General features: G+C 48.2%; 20 protein-coding genes. 15 read left to right on the forward strand and 5 right to left on the reverse strand.

Annotated features, from left to right (window positions below; all coding sequences use genetic code 11):
• The first annotated feature begins 96 nt into the window (after positions 1-96).
• Positions 97-267 carry a ribosome modulation factor gene (gene rmf, locus C7A19_RS02945; RefSeq protein WP_077458712.1) on the forward strand — a complete coding sequence of 57 codons (171 nt, stop codon included), beginning with the start codon at positions 97-99 and terminating at the stop codon, positions 265-267.
• A 229-nt stretch (positions 268-496) separates the two neighbouring features.
• Here rmf and fabA read toward each other — a convergent pair whose 3' ends face one another.
• Together fabA and C7A19_RS02955 are read right to left on the reverse strand one after the other, a co-directional pair.
• Positions 497-1,015: a bifunctional 3-hydroxydecanoyl-ACP dehydratase/trans-2-decenoyl-ACP isomerase gene (fabA, locus tag C7A19_RS02950; RefSeq protein ID WP_100297992.1), complete on the reverse strand. Its 519-nt coding sequence runs from the start codon at positions 1,013-1,015 to the stop codon at positions 497-499.
• Between the two features lie 65 nt (positions 1,016-1,080).
• Positions 1,081-2,736 (reverse strand): Lon protease family protein, encoded by a 1,656-nt coding sequence (locus tag C7A19_RS02955; RefSeq protein WP_116644116.1) that lies wholly within the window; start codon positions 2,734-2,736, stop codon positions 1,081-1,083.
• Positions 2,737-2,920: 184 nt separating this feature from the next.
• Between C7A19_RS02955 and matP the strand changes: the two genes are divergently transcribed.
• On the forward strand, positions 2,921-3,370 hold the full coding sequence (gene matP / locus C7A19_RS02960; protein ID WP_077486263.1) for a macrodomain Ter protein MatP: 450 nt from the start codon (positions 2,921-2,923) through the stop codon (positions 3,368-3,370).
• A gap of 31 nt (positions 3,371-3,401) precedes the next feature.
• A complete protein-coding gene (locus C7A19_RS02965; RefSeq protein ID WP_046073224.1) occupies positions 3,402-3,692 on the forward strand; it encodes a DUF3634 family protein in 291 nt (96 codons plus the stop codon).
• Between the two features lie 266 nt (positions 3,693-3,958).
• Here C7A19_RS02965 and C7A19_RS02970 read toward each other — a convergent pair whose 3' ends face one another.
• A complete protein-coding gene (locus tag C7A19_RS02970; protein ID WP_116644117.1) occupies positions 3,959-6,079 on the reverse strand; it encodes an ATP-binding protein in 2,121 nt (706 codons plus the stop codon).
• 2 nt (positions 6,080-6,081) lie between these two features.
• Positions 6,082-7,272, reverse strand: a complete 1,191-nt coding sequence (locus C7A19_RS02975) for an FIST N-terminal domain-containing protein (protein WP_116644118.1) — start codon at positions 7,270-7,272, stop codon at positions 6,082-6,084.
• Positions 7,273-7,414: 142 nt separating this feature from the next.
• Here C7A19_RS02975 and C7A19_RS02980 point away from each other — a divergent pair, with 142 nt between their 5' ends.
• A complete protein-coding gene (locus C7A19_RS02980) occupies positions 7,415-7,975 on the forward strand; it encodes a hypothetical protein (protein WP_069362409.1) in 561 nt (186 codons plus the stop codon).
• A gap of 87 nt (positions 7,976-8,062) precedes the next feature.
• On the opposite strand, the gene C7A19_RS02985 is transcribed toward C7A19_RS02980, so the two are convergent.
• On the reverse strand, positions 8,063-8,482 hold the full coding sequence (locus C7A19_RS02985) for a hypothetical protein (RefSeq protein WP_077522082.1): 420 nt from the start codon (positions 8,480-8,482) through the stop codon (positions 8,063-8,065).
• A 277-nt stretch (positions 8,483-8,759) separates the two neighbouring features.
• Between C7A19_RS02985 and ccoN the strand changes: the two genes are divergently transcribed.
• The 11 genes from ccoN (at position 8,760) to ttcA (ending at position 18,792) form a co-directional block, all read left to right on the forward strand.
• Entirely contained in the window at positions 8,760-10,187 is a 1,428-nt protein-coding gene (ccoN, locus tag C7A19_RS02990; protein WP_046073229.1) for a cytochrome-c oxidase, cbb3-type subunit I, read from the forward strand.
• Positions 10,188-10,200: 13 nt separating this feature from the next.
• Entirely contained in the window at positions 10,201-10,812 is a 612-nt protein-coding gene (ccoO, locus tag C7A19_RS02995; RefSeq protein ID WP_077459067.1) for a cytochrome-c oxidase, cbb3-type subunit II, read from the forward strand.
• A 12-nt stretch (positions 10,813-10,824) separates the two neighbouring features.
• Positions 10,825-11,007, forward strand: coding sequence for a cbb3-type cytochrome c oxidase subunit 3 (locus C7A19_RS03000; RefSeq protein WP_077459068.1), 183 nt, complete (start codon positions 10,825-10,827; stop codon positions 11,005-11,007).
• On the forward strand, positions 11,007-11,987 hold the full coding sequence (gene ccoP / locus C7A19_RS03005) for a cytochrome-c oxidase, cbb3-type subunit III (RefSeq protein ID WP_116644119.1): 981 nt from the start codon (positions 11,007-11,009) through the stop codon (positions 11,985-11,987). Before C7A19_RS03000 ends, ccoP begins: the two co-directional genes overlap by 1 nt.
• Positions 11,988-12,061: 74 nt before the next feature.
• Positions 12,062-12,547 carry a FixH family protein gene (locus tag C7A19_RS03010; protein WP_077459070.1) on the forward strand — a complete coding sequence of 162 codons (486 nt, stop codon included), beginning with the start codon at positions 12,062-12,064 and terminating at the stop codon, positions 12,545-12,547.
• A 2-nt stretch (positions 12,548-12,549) separates the two neighbouring features.
• Positions 12,550-14,928: a heavy metal translocating P-type ATPase gene (locus C7A19_RS03015; protein ID WP_116644120.1), complete on the forward strand. Its 2,379-nt coding sequence runs from the start codon at positions 12,550-12,552 to the stop codon at positions 14,926-14,928.
• A gap of 4 nt (positions 14,929-14,932) precedes the next feature.
• Positions 14,933-15,148 (forward strand): cbb3-type cytochrome oxidase assembly protein CcoS, encoded by a 216-nt coding sequence (ccoS, locus tag C7A19_RS03020; RefSeq protein ID WP_077459072.1) that lies wholly within the window; start codon positions 14,933-14,935, stop codon positions 15,146-15,148.
• Positions 15,135-15,809 (forward strand): sulfite exporter TauE/SafE family protein, encoded by a 675-nt coding sequence (locus C7A19_RS03025; RefSeq protein ID WP_077486255.1) that lies wholly within the window; start codon positions 15,135-15,137, stop codon positions 15,807-15,809. The genes ccoS and C7A19_RS03025 overlap by 14 nt, the downstream gene beginning before the upstream one ends.
• 65 nt (positions 15,810-15,874) lie before the next feature.
• The gene (locus C7A19_RS03030; RefSeq protein WP_077648835.1) at positions 15,875-16,624 is read left to right on the forward strand and encodes an FNR family transcription factor; all 750 of its coding nucleotides are present in this window, start codon (positions 15,875-15,877) and stop codon (positions 16,622-16,624) included.
• A gap of 145 nt (positions 16,625-16,769) precedes the next feature.
• Entirely contained in the window at positions 16,770-17,717 is a 948-nt protein-coding gene (gene uspE / locus C7A19_RS03035) for a universal stress protein UspE (protein ID WP_069362402.1), read from the forward strand.
• Between the two features lie 145 nt (positions 17,718-17,862).
• A complete protein-coding gene (gene ttcA, locus C7A19_RS03040) occupies positions 17,863-18,792 on the forward strand; it encodes a tRNA 2-thiocytidine(32) synthetase TtcA (protein WP_116644121.1) in 930 nt (309 codons plus the stop codon).
• Positions 18,793-18,809 lie beyond the last annotated feature (17 nt).

The following is an 18,809-nucleotide window of genomic DNA, read 5'->3' on the forward strand; positions in this document are numbered from 1 at the left end:
AAGCTGTAGAAGGTGCTTCATAAAAACGTCACAGACGGAAGCATCCTTGCAAATAGCAAGCAGCATTGAACAAAATGGAATAAAGAGGGCGACCCTATGAAAAGACAGAAGCGAGATCGTTTGGAACGCGCACAGTCAAAGGGCTTTCAAGCAGGTATAAACGGTCGATCGTCTGAACTATGTCCTTACCAACAAACGGATGCTAGAAGTAGCTGGCTTGGCGGATGGCGCGAAGGCAGAACCAGTAAATCGGAAATGATGAAGTAGTCTCTTTCTAATCTTCTACGGCCTTACCGTTTTGGTAAGGCCTTTTTAATTAGTATATAATGCACTATAACTTTATATATTTGTCACCAAATAGAGATAAGTACAAAGATAACGTTAACAATCGCTAAAAAATTAAACCATTAGTCGAGCAAAGCGCGAGGGGAAATATGGTGAGTCAAGAAGGCGGGCGGTAAAAAGCCGGCGATAGTCACCGGCTAGACAGCGAGGATTAGAATGCTGAGGTATCTTGGAAAAGCCCCACTTTCAGATCTTTCGCGACGTAAATCTCTTTGTCATCAACGTAGACGTGGCCATCACCGACACCCATCACGAGTTTGCGGTTAATCACGCGTTTCATGTGAATTTCATAGCGAACACGCTTAGCCGTTGGCAATACTTGTCCGGTAAACTTCACTTCACCCACTCCTAGGGCGCGGCCTTTTCCTTCGCCGCCAACCCAGCCGAGAAAAAAGCCGACTAGCTGCCACATGGCATCTAGACCAAGACAACCTGGCATCACGGGATCACCAGGGAAGTGACAGTCGAAAAACCATAAGTCTGGGTTGATATCCAACTCTGCGACAATCACGCCTTTATCAAAGTCACCACCTTGATCGGTAATGTTGGTGATGCGGTCCATCATCAGCATGTTTGGTGCCGGAAGCTGTGGACGTCCCGGGCCAAAGAGCTCACCTTGGCTAGACGCGAGTAAATCGTCGCGATTATAGGAATTTTGGCGTTTCATTATATCTAAACTGCTCCTTATTCAATTGCGAGCAGATTAGCGTACACGTGTACGCCAAACAACTCGGATCAGTACTGGCCAAACCAGTTTTTTAAGCGTTTAAACAAACTGTTGCAGCTTTGTTTGTCATCAGTATGAAAATGATTTATTCGATTAGATATTTTTCTGAGCAATGTCTCATCATCATCTCCGGAGAATGGGAGACCTGTCACAAGCGGCAAGGCTTGTTCGACATCATCCACCGCCCAAATATGAAACTGGCCGGCTTTAATCGCATCAACCACGTCGTTACGTAGACACAAAGAAGAGAGGTTGGTTTTGGGTAACACCACGCCTTGTTGACCGGTTAAACCACGGTGCGCGCAGACTTGATAATAGCCTTCAATTTTTTCATTAATCCCGCCAACCGCTTGTACGCGACCAAATTGGTCAACGGCGCCGGTGATGGCGATGGCTTGATTAATCGGTTGTTGAGATAACGCGCTCACAAAGGCACATAATTCAGCCAAGGATGCACTGTCACCATCCACTTCGCTATACGATTGTTCGAATACAATGGAGGCGGAATACGGTAAAGGGTCATCGAGGTTTAGCGCCACGCTCACAAAGGCCTGCATAATCATCATGCCTTTGGCGTGAATGTTGCCCGCAAGCTCGGCTTTACGCTCAACATCAGCAATATCACCATCACCGGAATGAACGACACAAGAAATTCTCGCTGGCTCACCGTAACTCATCGGATGCCCAGGCACTTCGATCACCGTTAATCCGTTTATTTGACCGATATGCTCGCCGCGGGTATCAATAAAAACTTGCCCTTTGTGGATATCTTCAATCGCACGTTCGGGGAGGTAGGCAGCACGTTGGTAACGCTGAGAGATAGCAGCATCAATGGCAGCTTTGTCGAGGGCATCCGACGCCGTTATGACAGATTCAGCCAGTAGTTGATGATACCAAACCGGACACAAGGGCATCCGCCATTGATCTTCGCTTTCACGTGCCCCGGCTTGCAACAAACGTACTAAGCCTGATTCTGTCATGGGTAAGTGAGTGTGTGCGGTAACCAAGCCTTTTAGCCAAGCAAAATAGGGCACAATGGTGGTCGCGTCGAGCGCAATGTCTTGCTCATATTCGGCATAAGCTGATAGGCCGTCGTAGAGATCAGGCTCATTGGTTTCAAAGTCGGCCAGCCACTGTCTGTCGCCGACTAACACCAGGCGTACGTTCACTGCCTCATCGGGTAACTCCGTCACTTGATCGGCGCGGGCGGTTTGCCAGGCGAGCTTGCCCGTTGATAAGCACTGCTTGAGACGCACCCAAATCCGCGGCTGCTGCAGTATATCCGCGACTTTTAAAATCAATACGCCATTGTGAGCTTGATGTAGCAAACCGTACTTTTTTTGTGACGCTGTCACATTTTTATTCGCATCATAAGCGAAGCCAAACAGTGTTGATTCGGTAATCGCATCACCGATCACAACCGGCACCTCTGGGTACTGTGTCGCTAATTCTGCTTGATAGGCATTCAGATATTGAGGTAAGTCAGCAGACATCACGGTAAGACAAGCCGTTGGACACGAAGGTGACATTAACCAAGTCAGAGCCTTTTTTAAGCGTGATTGCAGTGATAACAGTGAGGCCGCCTCTAAATGCGCAAATTGTGCAATGTCGAGAGAAAACTGAGAATAATGTGGTTTGGCATCACGCCAATCAACTTCATGCATGTCTATGATTACTGACTAAGATTAGAATGGATAGAGTATAAAGGATAACACACTGTGGTAATAGGATAGTGGGGCCATTGGATCAACCATTGGCGCACGGTGGCATCGTTGTGGTGTGTGATAATTGAACAGACAGCGCGTTAGTGTTACGCTGTCACCACTTGGCGTGACAAAAGCTTGGCATATGAAATATCAACAACTCGAGAACCTTGAGGCAGGCTGGAAATGGGCCTACCTGGTGAAAAAATGGAAAGACGGTGACGCTGTCACAAAATACATTGATAGCGATGAGGCTAAAACAGCCGTTGATGCCTTGTTAGCCTTAGAGCATGAACCCACGCGGGTGCATCAATGGATTGAAAAACACATGGCGCCGTCGCTGGAGAAAAAGCTAAAACAAGCGATTCGCGCCAAGCGCAAGCGTCACTTTAACGCCGAGCAAGAGCAAACGCGGAAAAAATCCATCGATTTGGATTACCGGGTGTGGGAGAAGCTCTCGCAAAAAGCACATGAGCTTGACGCGACCTTATCCGATACTATTGAGTATTTATTATCTGAGGCCAATCGTTCTGAAAGTGCCAACAAGCAAGTAGACACCTTAAAGCAAGATCTGAGTAACTTGCTAGGAATGTGAAACCTGTTAACCGATAAGCGAGCATTGCAGTATGGGCTACTTTTTACTGATCTCTTTTGCCATTTTCCTCGCATTCATGTTGATCGACCGGCCACTGATCGTGATTGCATTTAAAGATGGTCAGTTAGTGCGTCATAAAGGAAAAGTGCCGAAAGGTTTCTTACATGACTGCCAAGACATCGCGAAGCGCCATCCGTTTACGGGCACAGTGAAAGTGTATAGCAATCGCTTTAAACCCGCGAAGGTGGTGATGTCGCGCAGCATCGATAACCGTATTCAACAACGTATCAAAAACGTATTTCCACATCAGTCATTCAAATAGCATCAGATTACACGCCGTGCGGGACAAGGAGCGATATGATAGCGAGAAATGCCATATCGCTCCTATCTTAACGCACACCTTTAAGTGCGCATTATATATATTATGTTAAATAAAGGTTTGAGGTCTGATGTTGGACACTGTTTTTGCTCGCCCAGTACTACTCGCTTGCTGTCATTAAACGTAATTATCTATTTACCATAAAATAGCTAATTACTACTTCCTTTAATCTTGATTATTCCAAATGAATTGGCCTAAATCGATTCAAGTCAGCGGTAATTAGTGGACAGATCTAATGGCTGATGAACATGCAGTACGGCGTTAAGGCTCGCGGCTCTAATGGGTTTAGTCACAAAGTCGTCCATGCCGGCACGGACACACCGTTGTTTGTCTTCATCCATCGCATTAGCCGTTAACGCAACAATTGGACGTTTAAATCCAGACGCGCGCAGTGCTTTGGTGGCTGCGATGCCATCCATTACGGGCATCGACATGTCCATGAGCACAAGATCGAATTCTGTTTGTTCAACCCGTGCCAGAGCCTCCTCGCCATTGGACGCTAGCGTCACGGTATGACCTTGTTTTTCAAGCATTAACCTCACCACCATTTGATTAGCGCGGCTATCTTCGGCGACCAATATCGACATAGGCTGCACGGCATCAGCCGGGACATTGGGCGGTGCTTGGTACTTTTCTGCATCTTGAGGTGTTTCGACAATCGGCAAGCGAACGCAGAAGTCAGTTCCCTGATAAGGCTCACTTTCTACGTGAATACTGCCCCCCATCATCTCTACCAGTTTTTTGCAAATGGATAATCCGAGGCCGGTACCACCAAAGCGGCGAGTAATACTGCCATCCGCTTGAGTAAAAGGCTCAAAGATTCGATCAATCTGCTTTTCGTCGATACCGATTCCTGAATCTCTCACCCATAGCTCAAGGTGCTCACCATGAGCGTCAAGTGACACTGTCACCCCACCACGGTCCGTGAATTTTAAAGCATTGGCCACCAAGTTAAGCAGTATTTGCGTAAAGCGGTTCTCGTCCATAAACAAGGTGTTAGGTACAGAAGGAGAGACACTGACAGAGAGGTTAATGCGCTTTTTATCAGCCCGCTCAATCAACTGTTGATAGACATTCGACACACTATCGCTGGGCTTCATCAATGAGGGAGAGAGTGAAAAGCGGTTAGACTCAATTTTAGACAAATCTAGCACATCGCTGATCAATGTCAGCAATAACTGAGCAGATTTATCCATTTGCCCTACCCACTGCTTTTGCTCTTGCGTCAATGAAGAGTGTTGCAACGCATCGATCAATCCCAAAACAGCATTAAGTGGTGTGCGGATCTCGTGGCTCATGACCGCAAGGAATTGCGACTTGGCATTATTCGCCAACTCAGCTTGCTGACGCGCCTGCTGCAATTCAACGACGCGACGTTTGGTCGCGGTGATATCTTTAGCCGTCCCCCGATAACCTGCAAGTTCACCGCGCTTATTGTAGCAAGGACGGCCTGATAGACTTACCCAATAATCATGGTGACGAGACGCTATATGCCACTCAATATCGCTAAAGGCTTTTTCTGTATATATGTACGCTTCTAACGTCGTTTTTAATTCGGCATCTGATTTGAGCTTTGCCAGCAGGGCTTCAGGATCAATGTCGGTATCAGTATTGGGTGACGACAGGTAAGTCAGTTGAAATTGGTTATCGAGCTCCCAAAACCAATCACTGGCTGTTTGGGCAAAGTCTTGAAAGCGCTGGCGGCTAGCATTCAGTTCCTGGGTGCGACTCCCCACTAATGCATGGAGGCGATGGCGGTAGTCGATATCCATAATGGTCCGCTCAATCAAGGGGCGAAACCGGTCGATTACTTGCTGAGCTTCGTTATTAAATGCATCACGGCGGTGTGACAGTAAAATAAGCATGACTTCACTGTCATTGACCGTCAGCCCGCTAATCAGCGCAGTGCCTTGTAAATAACTGGCATATTGATGCGTTAAGCAATGCAGCTCTTTCACCATGCCAGGTTTATAGATAGCAACCGTTTCGCCACTCACACAGCGGCGAAACACATCCCCTGTTTGCCAAGTGACGGTTTCGAGCAAGCGTTCAGTCGATACTAAACAGCGAAACGCATCTTCTGTTTCTCGGTTACGGCTCAGCGCCACGGCGCTATCAAAGCTAACATACCGGCGGATCACATCAAGTAAGGAAGCAAAAATATCGGTTTTTGACGTCGCTTCCGTCATAGCTGAGATCGCCGATAAAATTGCGTCGTTTTCTTCCCTTAAACGCTTTTCTCTTGCTTCAACACGACTGAGTTCAAATAAGGTTTCTTGTAAAGATTCAGAGTCTGAACGTTCAAAGGTCGATACGCGTTTCGACGTCATGATTAATCCTTATGAAATAACACAGCCGAGATCATTAAATTACCATGGGACAATTCCCCACCCTTAAACAGGCCTTGTTCACCAAAGGTAAACGGGCACACAAACGGTGCAGTGTATAAGGCCGTGTTGATATTGTCGGCGACTTGATCTAGGCGATCTTTGACGTGAAGCATACACCCTGCACAATAAATCGCCAGCCCACCAAGAGGTTGAGGTGTCCGCAATGCATGATCGTTTGCCGATTCCACGACTCGACTTGCACGGGCGATTAACCCTTCACTGGTGCCTGTCATAAAGTGTGCAGTTTGCCCAACGGCGATTTGCGAGAAGAGCTCCATGTGTCCGTCTTGGTTCACAAACATGGGGTGTGACAAGGTGTAATAGGGTAAGCCGTGTATCTTGCCCGTTTGTGTCCCGAGCGGATACAAGGTTGATCGCGCAAATAACGAATCATCTAAGTCTAGCGTCTGCCCGGTTTCTTCTTCGTACCAGTCTTTATAAACCACCGATGCGGGTTTGTGATCCAAACTCACTAAGGTGCGACCACGTACCTCTGTAACGATGGCCTTCTTCGTTGTGGCGGCATAACCGGAGTGGAATGAATAGCTCACCCGTGCGGTTGGATAAAAAACACTGATTGCGATGCCAGATTGCGCGGTTTGCTTGTTATCGAAAATGGCCCATCGTCCGCCGACGGTATCGGCCGCCGCTGACCCACCTATCACCGGAACCGATACGCCCAACTCTTCGCGAATGGCAGCTAACGTCGTCTCCTCATCCCCTGGTGTACTGTGTAAAGCGATGAGTTTGGGAAGTTCACCACAACGGCCGCTCTCCTCTATGGCTTGATTAAGCGCAATACGTGCTGAATCTCGTATTGGGCGATGGGCTTGATGTGGCACAAGGGATGTACCGTAACTCCCCTTTTCATCATTGCAAGCCCACACTGCGGCTGTTGGCCCTTCGATGTAACCGGCTTGCGTCATGACACCACCGCAGGTCGTACAACCTATCAATGGCACGCTAGGAAAGAGTGCAACCATTGCTCGCTGAAGTGCATCAACATCGTATTGCTCCGTGCAGTAGACCATTAAAAGCCTCGGTGCGTTTAGGCGGCTCAATAAAGTGCGCGCCAGTGTTTGCGCGGCGTCCACTGCGTCTGGTTGTTGTGTGCATGCTGTGGCTATTTTCATCTTAACGTTCGTTATTGTTTTCGCTATTTATCACGATTTTAATGATACTTGTATCAGGCAATCAAATCATTGCGCTACCCACTGAAATCGCGCTTGAAATCACGTATTCTATCACTTCATTTATATCGCTAGAGCGCTCAACATGGATTGTCGACCCGTTGCGTTATTCGGTGGGGCCTGCACCTTAGGTGCCACTATCGCCTATCAATTAGCTGCGAAAGGCTATACCCCTGTTATTATCGATCATAATCAAACGACAGCGCTCGACATTGTCGCTCATGATCCCCGAGTCAGGTTTAAAGAAGCCCCTGCGCTCACGCAAGATACGCTCCAAGTCACGCTTGATCAGTGTACTGCGCAACTCTCCCCTTTTATCGGTGCCGTTATCGTCTCTGAGCTCGGGCATGCCTATATACAATCGCTGGGGATTGATGGGTTAGATGCGTTTTGTCAGGTGGAGGCTCGTTGTGTCGTTATTGCTACAAACAGGCACCTGGGTAGCGTGTCTCTCAATGACAAGCCGGCTACAAATCGCCTGCAACGGATTAACAGTATAAGTTTCTGGTCGGATCACAATATTAACACTGATGTGGAAACATTACCGTCGCGTAAAAAGAGCGAAGTTTTATCTCCTTTGGTATGCTTTCTTTTGAGTGATGAGTCAAATAGTATTAATGATCAAGAGTTTAAGATTAAGCTGTAACAAGATAAAAAAGGAAACACTCATAAATAAGCATTTCCTTTTATAATCGTCATAAACGAGAAAAAATAAGCTTTAAACCGCAGTTTTTCACTCGCTTTTAGGGTAATTAAATTTAAATTGATATTGATCAAAGACAAGGTTAAAGCTCATGGCGTCGCGAGGTAAATCTTGTGTTTTCCACTGCCAAGTCAGCGTGATCTTCTCCCCATCTCGGTCCTGCTGATCGCTAATTTCGATCTGCTTATTCCCTTCCTCTCCCCAATAAGCCAAGTGTGGCTTTTGGTCTGAAGTGGCTGAAAACATTACACTATCCTGCTCTTTTCTCCATGAGAACGCTATCGCTTGCTGAGATTGTGACGTGCCACAAAATCCGCGCTCCCCTTCACAGTCTATAATGGTCAATCCGGGTGTATAGACCAGCGTCCTCCAGAAGAAAGCAACCACTAAAAGTGTAAGCATAACGATAATTTGCGCGAGTCGTCCTCGAGTGAGTTTTTCTGCTGCCATGGGTAGCTTTCTCCGTGTTACAGAGGTCAAAGTTTTATAAGAAAGGTAGGTAAGCCGCACTAAGTGTGTGGGTTAGACCCTGTTTTTTAACCAGTATCTACAGTATGATTCTGGTCGAAAATGCCATTTTTACAAAGAAATAGCAACGGAGTGTGCAAAGTGGTTAAAAACCATACGCAACGGGGCGTTTTCTTAAAAATGGTATGTTAACAGGCGAAGCGGAGGCTTCGTCCGTATCAAACGTGAGTGTAGTTAACTAAAAGTGGAAGCATGCAATATGAGCCAAGTTAAGCAGCTTGAACAAGACTACAACTACCGCGTTGTCCGCTTATTTACTCTAACAACCATTTTGTGGGGTATTGTGGGCATGGCTGTAGGTGTACTTATTGCCGCTCAATTAGTGTGGCCTGCACTGAACTTTGATATTCCGTATTTGACGTATAGCCGTTTGCGTCCACTGCATACTAACGCAGTGATCTTCGCATTCGGTACCAGTGCGTTGTTTGCAACCTCTTATTATGTTGCGCAGCGAACTTGTCAAACACGGTTGTTCGGAGGGAAGTTAGCAGAGTTCACCTTCTGGGGTTGGCAAGCCATTATCCTTTCTGCAGCCATCTCGCTGCCAATGGGATACACCACCTCTAAAGAGTACGCGGAACTAGAGTGGCCAATTGATATCGCCATCGCGGTGGTATGGGTCGCATACGCTATCGTGTTCTTTGGCACGCTTATCAAGCGTAAGACGTCACATATTTATGTGGCCAACTGGTTCTTCGGTGCCTTTATTCTGACCATCGCGGTGTTGCACATCGTTAACAGCATGGCAATCCCTGTTTCACCGATGAAGTCTTACTCCATCTATGCTGGCGCAGTCGATGCAATGGTACAGTGGTGGTACGGACATAACGCGGTTGGTTTCCTGCTAACAGCAGGCTTTCTGGGTATGATGTACTACTTCGTTCCCAAGCAAGCGGGACGCCCTGTTTACTCTTATCGACTCTCCATCGTCCACTTCTGGGCATTGATTTCTCTCTATATCTGGGCGGGTCCTCACCACCTTCATTACACGGCACTACCCGACTGGACGCAGTCACTGGGGATGGTGATGTCGTTAATCTTGTTTGCACCTTCGTGGGGCGGGATGATTAACGGTATTATGACGTTATCAGGTGCGTGGCATAAACTTCGCTATGATCCCATCTTGCGCTTCCTTATTGTGTCTTTGTCATTCTATGGCATGTCCACGTTTGAAGGCCCAATGATGTCGATCAAGACAGTTAACGCCTTGTCGCATTACACCGATTGGACAATCGGTCACGTTCATTCCGGTGCACTTGGTTGGGTTGCGATGGTCTCTATCGGCTCCATCTACCACTTGATTCCAAAACTGTTTGGTCAAGAGCGTATGTACTCGGTGTCTTTGGTGAACGTACACTTCTGGCTTGCCACGATTGGTACCGTACTCTACATCGTTGCCATGTGGATTTCTGGTGTGATGCAAGGTCTGATGTGGCGCGCTGTCAACACTGACGGTACGTTGACATACAGCTTTGTGGAGTCATTGGAAGCCTCCTACCCGTTCTACTTCGTCCGCTTTATCGGCGGTGCGATTTTCCTATCAGGCATGTTCTTGATGGCTTACAACGCATATAAAACAATTCGTGCGCCTGAAGCTAGCTTGAAATCGCTTGAGCCTGCGGTGTAAGGAGGACGATTAAATGAGTTCAAATCGCCACGAGATAGTAGAAAAAAACACAGGTTTGCTAGCGATTTTGATCATCGTTGCAATCAGCTTTGGTGCATTGGTGGAGATAACGCCATTGATTTACCAAAAGCAAACCACTGAACCGGTAGATAACCTTCGTCCGTACACAGCGTTAGAAATGGAAGGACGTGACATCTACATCCGTGAAGGGTGCAACGTTTGTCACAGTCAAATGGTTCGTCCATTTCGTGCTGAAACCGAGCGTTACGGGCACTATGCCGTCGCAGGAGAAAGTGTTTGGGAGCACCCTTTCTTATGGGGCTCTAAGCGTACTGGCCCTGACCTTGCCCGAGTTGGGGATCGTTACTCTGACGAATGGCACCGCGTTCACTTAATTAATCCACGTGACGTAGTACCTGAATCGAACATGCCTGGCTTCCCTTGGTTAGCAGAGAACAAGCTAGATGGGGAAACAACGGCCGCGAAGCTGAAGTTATTCCGTGACCAATTTGGTGTGCCATACACCGATGAGGACATCGAGAATGCTAAGGCAGCGGTTGAAGGTAAAACGGAGATAGAAGCGTTGATTGCTTATCTTCAGTCACTAGGTCACGCAATGAAGTAATAAGGAGGGCCTATGGATATCGGCACCTTTCATAGTATCTGGACAGTTGTCCTATTTGTGAGCTTCATTGGGATCGTTGTTTGGGCTTATAGCAAACGTCGCAAAAAGCACTTTGATGAAGCGGCTAACCTGATTTTCGACGATGAGGAGAACAATCAGGATAAGTCCAATCACAAGACAGGAGATAATCGCTAATGAGTACGTTTTGGAGTATCTTCGTAACAGTCATCGTACTCGGCACGATTGCTGGCTGTGCTGCTCTTATCATTTGGACAACCAAAGATAAAATGGGCGTCGCAGAAGGCGATGACATGGGTCACGAGTATGATGGTATTCGTGAACTCAATAACCCACTACCTAAGTGGTGGTCGTATATGTTTTGGGCAACCCTGGTGTTCGGCTTAGGGTACCTTATCCTCTATCCGGGGCTGGGTAACTTTGCCGGCGTGTTAGGGTGGAAAAGTTCGTACCAAGACGTAAGCAGTGTCGAGGAGTCGCGTGAGTTAATGACAAAAGCGCAAGAAGCGCAGCACATTAACCAATATGCGATGGAGCTCGAGGCGGCTGACAAGGTATTTGGTGAAGCATTCCGCAAACTGGCGTACCAAGAAGATGGCAAATCATTGCGCCCGATTACTCAAATCGCACGTAATGAAGAAGCCTTAAAGGTTGGTCAACGTTTGTTTAGCCAAAACTGCGCGGCCTGTCATGGATCGGATGCGCGCGGTCAGGCTGGTTTCCCGAACCTTACCGACGATGCGTGGTTGTATGGTGGCGAGCCTGAAACCATTAAAGCCACTCTTCTCCATGGCCGAAAAGGCAACATGCCAGCTTGGTTAGATACCATGGGTGAAGACGGCGTTAAAGAAGTTGCGGCTTATGCGCTGAGCTTGTCAGGCCGTAAAGTGGATCCGCAAATGGCTGCTAAGGGTAAATCTCGCTTTGTTGTATGTGCCGCATGTCACGGCACGGACGGCAAAGGTAATCCTGCCTTTGGTGCGCCGGATTTAACTGACAATATCTGGCTATATGGTGGCTCTCGCCGCGCGGTTGAACAAACCATTCGTGGTGGTCGTCAAGGCGTGATGCCCGCGTGGGAAGCTCACCTTGGCGAAGAAAAAATTCAGATACTCTCTGCCTATGTATGGCGTTTGAGTAATCCTGAAGTAGAATAAGCACTTAGGTGTGATACACAGCCCCTGCTTGCAGGGGCTTGTTAAATGTAAATGCTCAAACCGAGGAGCTTCTGATGGTAACACCCTGGTACAAGCAGTTTTGGCCTTGGTTCCTGATTGCCCTTCCCGCTTCTGTTGTCGTCGCGAGTTTGTTAACTGTGACCGTCTTTTCAATGAACTCTGTGTCTCTCGTGGCAGAGGATTACTATAAAAAAGGCAAAGCGATCAATGTTGATCTCTCCAAGCTGAAAGTCGCGGCACAGCTAGGTGTTTCAGCGCAACTGTCGTCAAGCAACCAAGCAATCGCGATAACACTAGATAAAGGTGATCTCGCGTCATTTCCTGCGCTTAAGGTGCATATTCAGCACCGTACACTCGAGCGAAAAGATGTGAATGTGATGGTAAACCCAAACCAAGCAGGGGTTTATCATATCGATCTGGCTGAGCCAATATCTGGGCCCTGGTTTATCGAAATCACTTCATTCGATAAGCAATGGAAAGTTCACGGTCGTGTCGATTTCCCTGTCTCAACTCCCCTGACGTTAAGCGGTAAGCAGTAACCATGACCACATCCTGTTATCACTGTGGTGATCCTGTACTGACAGGAGACACCTACCAAGTAGTGATCTTCGATAAACCCCGCCTTATGTGTTGCCCTGGCTGCCAAGCCGTGGCAACCACGATCGTAGACAGTGGTTTGAGTTCTTATTATCAATATCGGACAGAGAACGCCGATAAGGCCGACTTGGTCCCCGAAGAGCTCAAAGCACTGACCCTATACGATAATCAAGATGTACAACAAGAGTTTGTCCGCGATGTGGCAGACCAAAAAGAGGTGACGTTGTCACTTGATGGTGTCTCCTGCGCCGCTTGTGCGTGGCTGATTGAAAAGCAGTTGCAACGTACAGCGGGCGTAACACATATTCAGGTCAACACTACCACGAACCGTGCCCAGGTGCGTTGGGATGAGAATGAAACCTCCCTGAGTACTGTACTCACACACATTCATCATCTCGGTTATAAAGCGGCACCTTTTGAGGCCGACAAGCAAGAGCAACAATATCATCGCAACATGAAGCAGTACTTATACCGATTAGGTATTGCTGGCTTAGCCACCATGCAGGTCATGATGTTAGCGGTGGCGATGTACTTCGAAGTGTTTGGCGATATGGACGAAACCTTTCGCAATTACTTCCGGTGGATAAGTTTAATCTTCGCGACGCCTGTCTTGCTTTATTCCGCGTTACCTTTTTATATCAATGCGTGGCGCAACCTTAAGGCACGCACACTGGGCATGGATGTCCCCGTTTCTATTGCTTTGTTATTCGCCTATTTTTCTAGCTTGTATGCGACCGTTACCGGAAAAGGAGAAGTGTTTTTCGAATCGGTGGCGATGTTCACCTTCTTCTTATTGCTCGGGCGTTTTCTGGAAATGCGCGCACGCCGTACTGCGGCGGCGGCCAGCGCTAACTTGTTAAAACTGGTCCCCAAAATGGCGCGTCGTCTTAACGGTGAAGCCGTGCCCGCTAACAGTCTTAAAGAAAACGATCAAATTCGTGTGTTGCCCGGTGAGCCCTTCCCTGCCGATGGTAAAATACTGTCTGGCACGACCTCTGTCGATGAAGCCATGCTGACGGGGGAATCGCTACCACAAACTAAGCAACTCGGTGATGCCGTTTATGCCGGCACCATGAATGTGGAAGGGAATGTCGATATATGTGTGACGAGTAATCACAAAGAGTCTCTCGTGGCTCATATTGTGCGTTTGCAAGATGAAGCTCAAATGGCAAAGCCCAAAGTAGCGGTGCTGGCAGACCATATCGCGCGTTACTTTGTCGCCGCCATCTTAATCATTTCCGCGTCAACTTGGCTCTATTGGCATGTTGTGCAACCTGACGATGCCTTTTGGATCATGTTATCCGTGCTTGTTGCGACCTGCCCTTGCGCATTATCGCTCGCCACCCCTACGGCCCTTACTTGCTCAACATCGACCTTTGGCCAGCTCGGCATCATGTTACGCCGAGGCCACGTCTTAGAAACCTTAACCAAGGTGAATCGATTGGTGGTTGATAAAACAGGCACACTGACCGAGGGTGAGGTAAAAATTGATTCCGTCCGCGTATTTGCCGCTGACATTAGCGAACAAGCGGCCTTGAACATTGCAGCCAGCTTAGAAGGGTTTGCCAATCACCCCATCGCCAACGCGTTCCAAGCAAAAGCGACTGAGTCTCTGACAGTCAAAGCGGCGGACAACCATATTGGTCAAGGGGTAAGCGGCGAGATCAATGGCCAGCATTGGCGTATTGGTAAGGCTGCATTTGCTCTATCCTCGCCTAAAACTGAGTATGATGCCTATCCCGTCGTGCTTAGTTGCAACGGTCAAGTCGTGGCTGCGTTTTCACTGACCGATTCGATTCGGCCAAGCAGCGCACGATTAATCGCCGCATTGAGACAATCTGGCATCCAAACCACCATGCTAACCGGTGATCAGTCACGCAATGTGGAACAAGTCGCGGACATCCTTGGCATAGATTCTGTGATTTCAGGGGTATCGCCGCAAGGAAAACTGGCGTACCTTCAAAGCCTTGATGATGACACCGTGACCCTGATGGTCGGTGATGGCGTCAATGATGCGCCGGTTTTAGCCGGTGCCCACTTGTCGGTTGCGATGGGCGGAGGCACTGATATTGCTAAATCTTCCGCCGATATGGTGTTGTTGAGTGACGATTTAGAAAAACTGCTGACCGCCAGGCAGCTTGCCCAGCAAACGCGCCGTATTATCCGCGAAAACTTAATTTGGGCCTTAGGCTACAACGTTACCATTCTGCCGTTGGCGGTTATGGGCTATGTTGCCCCATACGTGGCGGTGGTAGGCATGTCAGCAAGCTCGATCATTGTGGTATCTAACTCGCTGCGCCTACTGAACAAAAAAGAGGATTAGCGTTATGGCTAGTTTGTACATTTTGATCCCGATCGCCATCATGTTAGTTTGCGTGGCGGCCGTTGTCTTTATCTGGGCGGTCAAATCTGATCAATTCGAGGATCTAGAACGGCAAGGCTCTTCGATCCTTTTTGATGAAGAAGAGCCGGAAAAAGACACCGGATCACAATCAAGCCAACCCACCGCTCCTGACGCGTCGACCCAAGATGACAAACGTTGATTTTATAGGTGCCCTCATCATTGGTCTGCTCGGGGCAGGTCACTGCTTGGGGATGTGTGGCGGGGTCGCTGCGGCTATGTCGCTTGGCATTCCTTCGCAAAAGGCCAAATGGCCATACCTTCTCTTGTATAACTTGGGGCGTATCAGCTCATACACGCTTGCTGGGGCGATGATTGGTGGCGCTGTGGCCTCGTTGCTTGCTTTGTCCGATTTAACGCAGCATCTTGCAGTATTGCGACTGTTTGCGGCCATCATGATGTTGCTATTGGCAGCCTATATGGCCCAAGTATGGAATGGCCTTAGCTATATTGAGCGACTGGGTAGCAAACTCTGGCGAATTATCTCTCCGCTAACATCCAAGCTAATGCCACTGCGTTCGCCGTTATATGCCTATCCCTTTGGCCTTGTTTGGGGCTGGCTGCCCTGCGGGCTGGTTTACTCAGCGCTCAGTTGGGCTGCCGTCGCTGGCAGTGCCTCAGGCGGCGGCCTTGTAATGCTGGGGTTTGGCCTCGGAACGTTACCGGCGATGTTAACTGTTGGCGCCCTTGCCGAGCGGGTTAAGCCCATTCTTAACAACCACTTACTGCGTTTGATATGTGCCACAATGTTGGCGCTTTATGGCTTTTATACGGCCTATTCAGCGCTCAAACTCTTGATATAAGGTCGACCTAGCACATAATCATGGTGTAATATGTGTATTGACGTTAATCAATTTCAGGCAGGTGTATGGTGTCTAATAAGATCATCACTCGGCGGGTTCAGTCAGGCGGCTGCGCAATTCATTGTCAAGATTGCAGTATTAGCCAACTGTGCATTCCCTTTACGTTAAATGAGCAAGAGTTGGATCAACTGGATAGCATCATTGAGCGAAAAAAACCTATTCAGAAAGGCCAAGAGTTGTTCAAAGCCGGTGATAATCTGCGAGCGCTGTATGCGATTCGTTCAGGTACGGTTAAGACCTACACAATCACAGAGCAGGGTGATGAGCAGATAACTGCCTTCCACCTTGCCGGCGATTTGGTAGGCTTTGATGCTATTAACGGTAGTGAACACCCCAGCTTTGCTCAAGCGCTAGAAACGTCAATGATTTGTGAGATCCCCTACGACACGCTTGATGACCTCTCTGGGAAGATGCCCAAGCTTCGCCAACAAATCATGCGACTAATGAGCAATGAGATAAAAGGCGATCAGGATATGATTTTGCTGTTATCGAAGAAAACAGCTGAAGAACGTCTAGCCGCTTTCCTTTATAGCCTCTCGAAGCGCTTTGCTCAGCGTGGGTTCTCTCCGCGTGAGTTCCGTCTAACCATGACACGAGGTGACATTGGTAACTACCTTGGCCTGACCGTTGAAACGATCAGTCGCTTATTAGGTCGCTTCCAAAAGTCAGAAATCTTGGCGGTCAAAGGGAAATATATCACGGTTCTAGACTTAGAAGAGCTTGCTCGTCTTGCGGATGAAGAATGCGTTGTTTAGCAGACAGAAGTAAATAAGTTGTTAATAAATGGCGCTTTATGCGCCATTTCTCTTTTTTGCTCTATGGTAAGCAATTTCTTTCGCGTGAACGGGCGAAGTAGGTTAAAGTGAAATTAACCGATGCATCTGTGCAAAGGAGGCAGATATGTCTAGGTACACGAACCTGCTCGTCGTCATTGATCCTTCCCAAGAACAACAGCCTGCACTTTCGCGTGCGGTCACGCTTAGCCAGCGAAGTGATGCAAAGGTTAAGCTTACCCTCTTTCTTGCTATTTATGATTTCTCTTACGAAATGACATCCATGCTCTCATCGGATGAGCGGCAAGCGATGCGCCAAGGTGTGATGCACCAACGTGAAGAGTGGATGAATGAGATTATTCAAACGCATCAAGCTCAAGAATGTGAAATCGAAAAAGTCGTGGTGTGGCATAATCGTCCTTACGAGGCGATCGTTGAACGCGTGCTGAGCCACCACCACGATTTGGTGGTTAAAGCGACACACCAGCACGACACACTAGGCTCGGTCATCTTTACACCCACCGATTGGCACTTGTTACGCAAATGCCCAAGTTCAGTGTTATTAGTTAAAGACCATGGTTGGCCGGATAAAGGCAAGATCGTTGCCTCTGTGCATGTGGCATCTGAAACCGAAACCCACGCTGAGCTCAACGACAAATTAGTCGATGAGGGGAATATCATGAGTGCTATGCTAGGGGCTGAGTTGCACCTGGCTAATGCCTACCCCGCCACCCCGGTGAATATTACTATCGAGCTGCCTGACTTTGATCCGACATCCTATACCGATGCGGTGAGAGGTCATCATCTCACCGCCATGAAAGCCTTGCGTCAGCGCCATCATATCGAAGAAACACGCACGCATGTCCAAGAAGGGTTGCCGGAAGATGTTATCCCCAACATTGCCCGAGAGTTGGATGCCGAGCTTGTTATTCTCGGTACCACAGGACGCACTGGCTTATCCGCGGTGTTCATTGGCAATACCGCAGAGCACATGATTGATCAACTCGACTGTGACTTACTTGCCATTAAACCTGATGGCTACATTAGCCCACTCGATCCTCGCGCTAACGATTAACCTTTCTCATTCCCTTATCTAGCAGGCAGTGGCATTCACTGCCTGCGGGTGACTGGCATTTGTGGTCAAAATCCGTATCATACCCGCCATTCATGCACACTGGCAGTGTAATGCGTTTACCTTGCCTGACAACGCGATAGTACTTATGAGCACCGAAGAGCTGAGCAAAGCACAAAAATACGGATTTAATAAACTGCAAAAGCGCATTCGTCGCAACACCGGACAAGCGATTGCCGACTTTAATATGATTGAAGACGGCGATCGCATCATGGTTTGTTTATCAGGCGGCAAAGACAGCTATACCTTGCTTGATATGCTGCAAAGCCTGCAAAAGAGCGCGCCAGTTTCATTCCAACTCATTGCGGTCAATTTAGATCAAAAGCAACCTGGGTTTCCTGAGCACATTTTGCCAGCGTATTTGGAGAGCTTAGGCGTCGAGTACAAAATTGTTGAAGAAGACACTTACTCCATTGTCAAAGAGAAAGTGCCTGAGGGCAAGACAACCTGTTCCCTATGCTCGCGACTTCGCCGCGGTATCTTATATCGCACAGCGAAAGAGCTGGGGGCGACCAAAATTGCATTAGGTCACCATCGAGACGACATATTAGAGACCTTGCTCTTAAACATGTTCTACGGCGGCAAGATGAAAGGCATGCCACCGAAGCTCGTCTCTGATAACGGCGCACATGTGGTGATCCGTCCACTGGCCTATTGTCGAGAAAAAGACATTGAGCGTTACTCAGAGCAAAAGGCTTTCCCGATCATTCCGTGTAACCTTTGTGGCTCACAGCCCAACCTACAACGCCAAGTGATCAAAGATATGCTCCGAGATTGGGACAAGCGGTATCCAGGCCGTATTGAGACGATGTTCCGAGCCATGCAAAATATCGTCCCTTCCCATATGGCCGATATCGAGCTGTTTGATTTTAAATCCGTCGCAGCGGGGATGGCGTTTGAGGGAGACGGCGATACTGCATTCGATAAAGAAAACTTTACCGATCCGGCGCCCGTTTCAGAAAGCCCTGTGGAAGTTGACCCCAATTTATCACTCGACGTGGTCAATGTCGGCACATAGTGTTTGAAGCATGACAG

The sequence above is a fragment of the Salinivibrio sp. HTSP genome (genome assembly GCF_003390965.1).
Taxonomy (GTDB): domain Bacteria; phylum Pseudomonadota; class Gammaproteobacteria; order Enterobacterales; family Vibrionaceae; genus Salinivibrio; species Salinivibrio kushneri.

Coding starts and splice junctions, on each gene's coding strand:
- rmf (WP_077458712.1), top strand. CDS start 97: ATGAAAAGACAGAAGCGAGATCGTTTGGAACGCGCACAGTCAAAGGGC.
- C7A19_RS02955 (WP_116644116.1), bottom strand. CDS start 2,736: ATGCATGAAGTTGATTGGCGTGATGCCAAACCACATTATTCTCAGTTT.
- matP (WP_077486263.1), top strand. CDS start 2,921: ATGAAATATCAACAACTCGAGAACCTTGAGGCAGGCTGGAAATGGGCC.
- C7A19_RS02965 (WP_046073224.1), top strand. CDS start 3,402: ATGGGCTACTTTTTACTGATCTCTTTTGCCATTTTCCTCGCATTCATG.
- C7A19_RS02970 (WP_116644117.1), bottom strand. CDS start 6,079: ATGACGTCGAAACGCGTATCGACCTTTGAACGTTCAGACTCTGAATCT.
- C7A19_RS02975 (WP_116644118.1), bottom strand. CDS start 7,272: ATGAAAATAGCCACAGCATGCACACAACAACCAGACGCAGTGGACGCC.
- C7A19_RS02980 (WP_069362409.1), top strand. CDS start 7,415: ATGGATTGTCGACCCGTTGCGTTATTCGGTGGGGCCTGCACCTTAGGT.
- C7A19_RS02985 (WP_077522082.1), bottom strand. CDS start 8,482: ATGGCAGCAGAAAAACTCACTCGAGGACGACTCGCGCAAATTATCGTT.
- ccoN (WP_046073229.1), top strand. CDS start 8,760: ATGAGCCAAGTTAAGCAGCTTGAACAAGACTACAACTACCGCGTTGTC.
- ccoO (WP_077459067.1), top strand. CDS start 10,201: ATGAGTTCAAATCGCCACGAGATAGTAGAAAAAAACACAGGTTTGCTA.
- C7A19_RS03000 (WP_077459068.1), top strand. CDS start 10,825: ATGGATATCGGCACCTTTCATAGTATCTGGACAGTTGTCCTATTTGTG.
- ccoP (WP_116644119.1), top strand. CDS start 11,007: ATGAGTACGTTTTGGAGTATCTTCGTAACAGTCATCGTACTCGGCACG.
- C7A19_RS03010 (WP_077459070.1), top strand. CDS start 12,062: ATGGTAACACCCTGGTACAAGCAGTTTTGGCCTTGGTTCCTGATTGCC.
- C7A19_RS03015 (WP_116644120.1), top strand. CDS start 12,550: ATGACCACATCCTGTTATCACTGTGGTGATCCTGTACTGACAGGAGAC.
- ccoS (WP_077459072.1), top strand. CDS start 14,933: ATGGCTAGTTTGTACATTTTGATCCCGATCGCCATCATGTTAGTTTGC.
- C7A19_RS03025 (WP_077486255.1), top strand. CDS start 15,135: ATGACAAACGTTGATTTTATAGGTGCCCTCATCATTGGTCTGCTCGGG.
- C7A19_RS03030 (WP_077648835.1), top strand. CDS start 15,875: ATGGTGTCTAATAAGATCATCACTCGGCGGGTTCAGTCAGGCGGCTGC.
- uspE (WP_069362402.1), top strand. CDS start 16,770: ATGTCTAGGTACACGAACCTGCTCGTCGTCATTGATCCTTCCCAAGAA.
- ttcA (WP_116644121.1), top strand. CDS start 17,863: ATGAGCACCGAAGAGCTGAGCAAAGCACAAAAATACGGATTTAATAAA.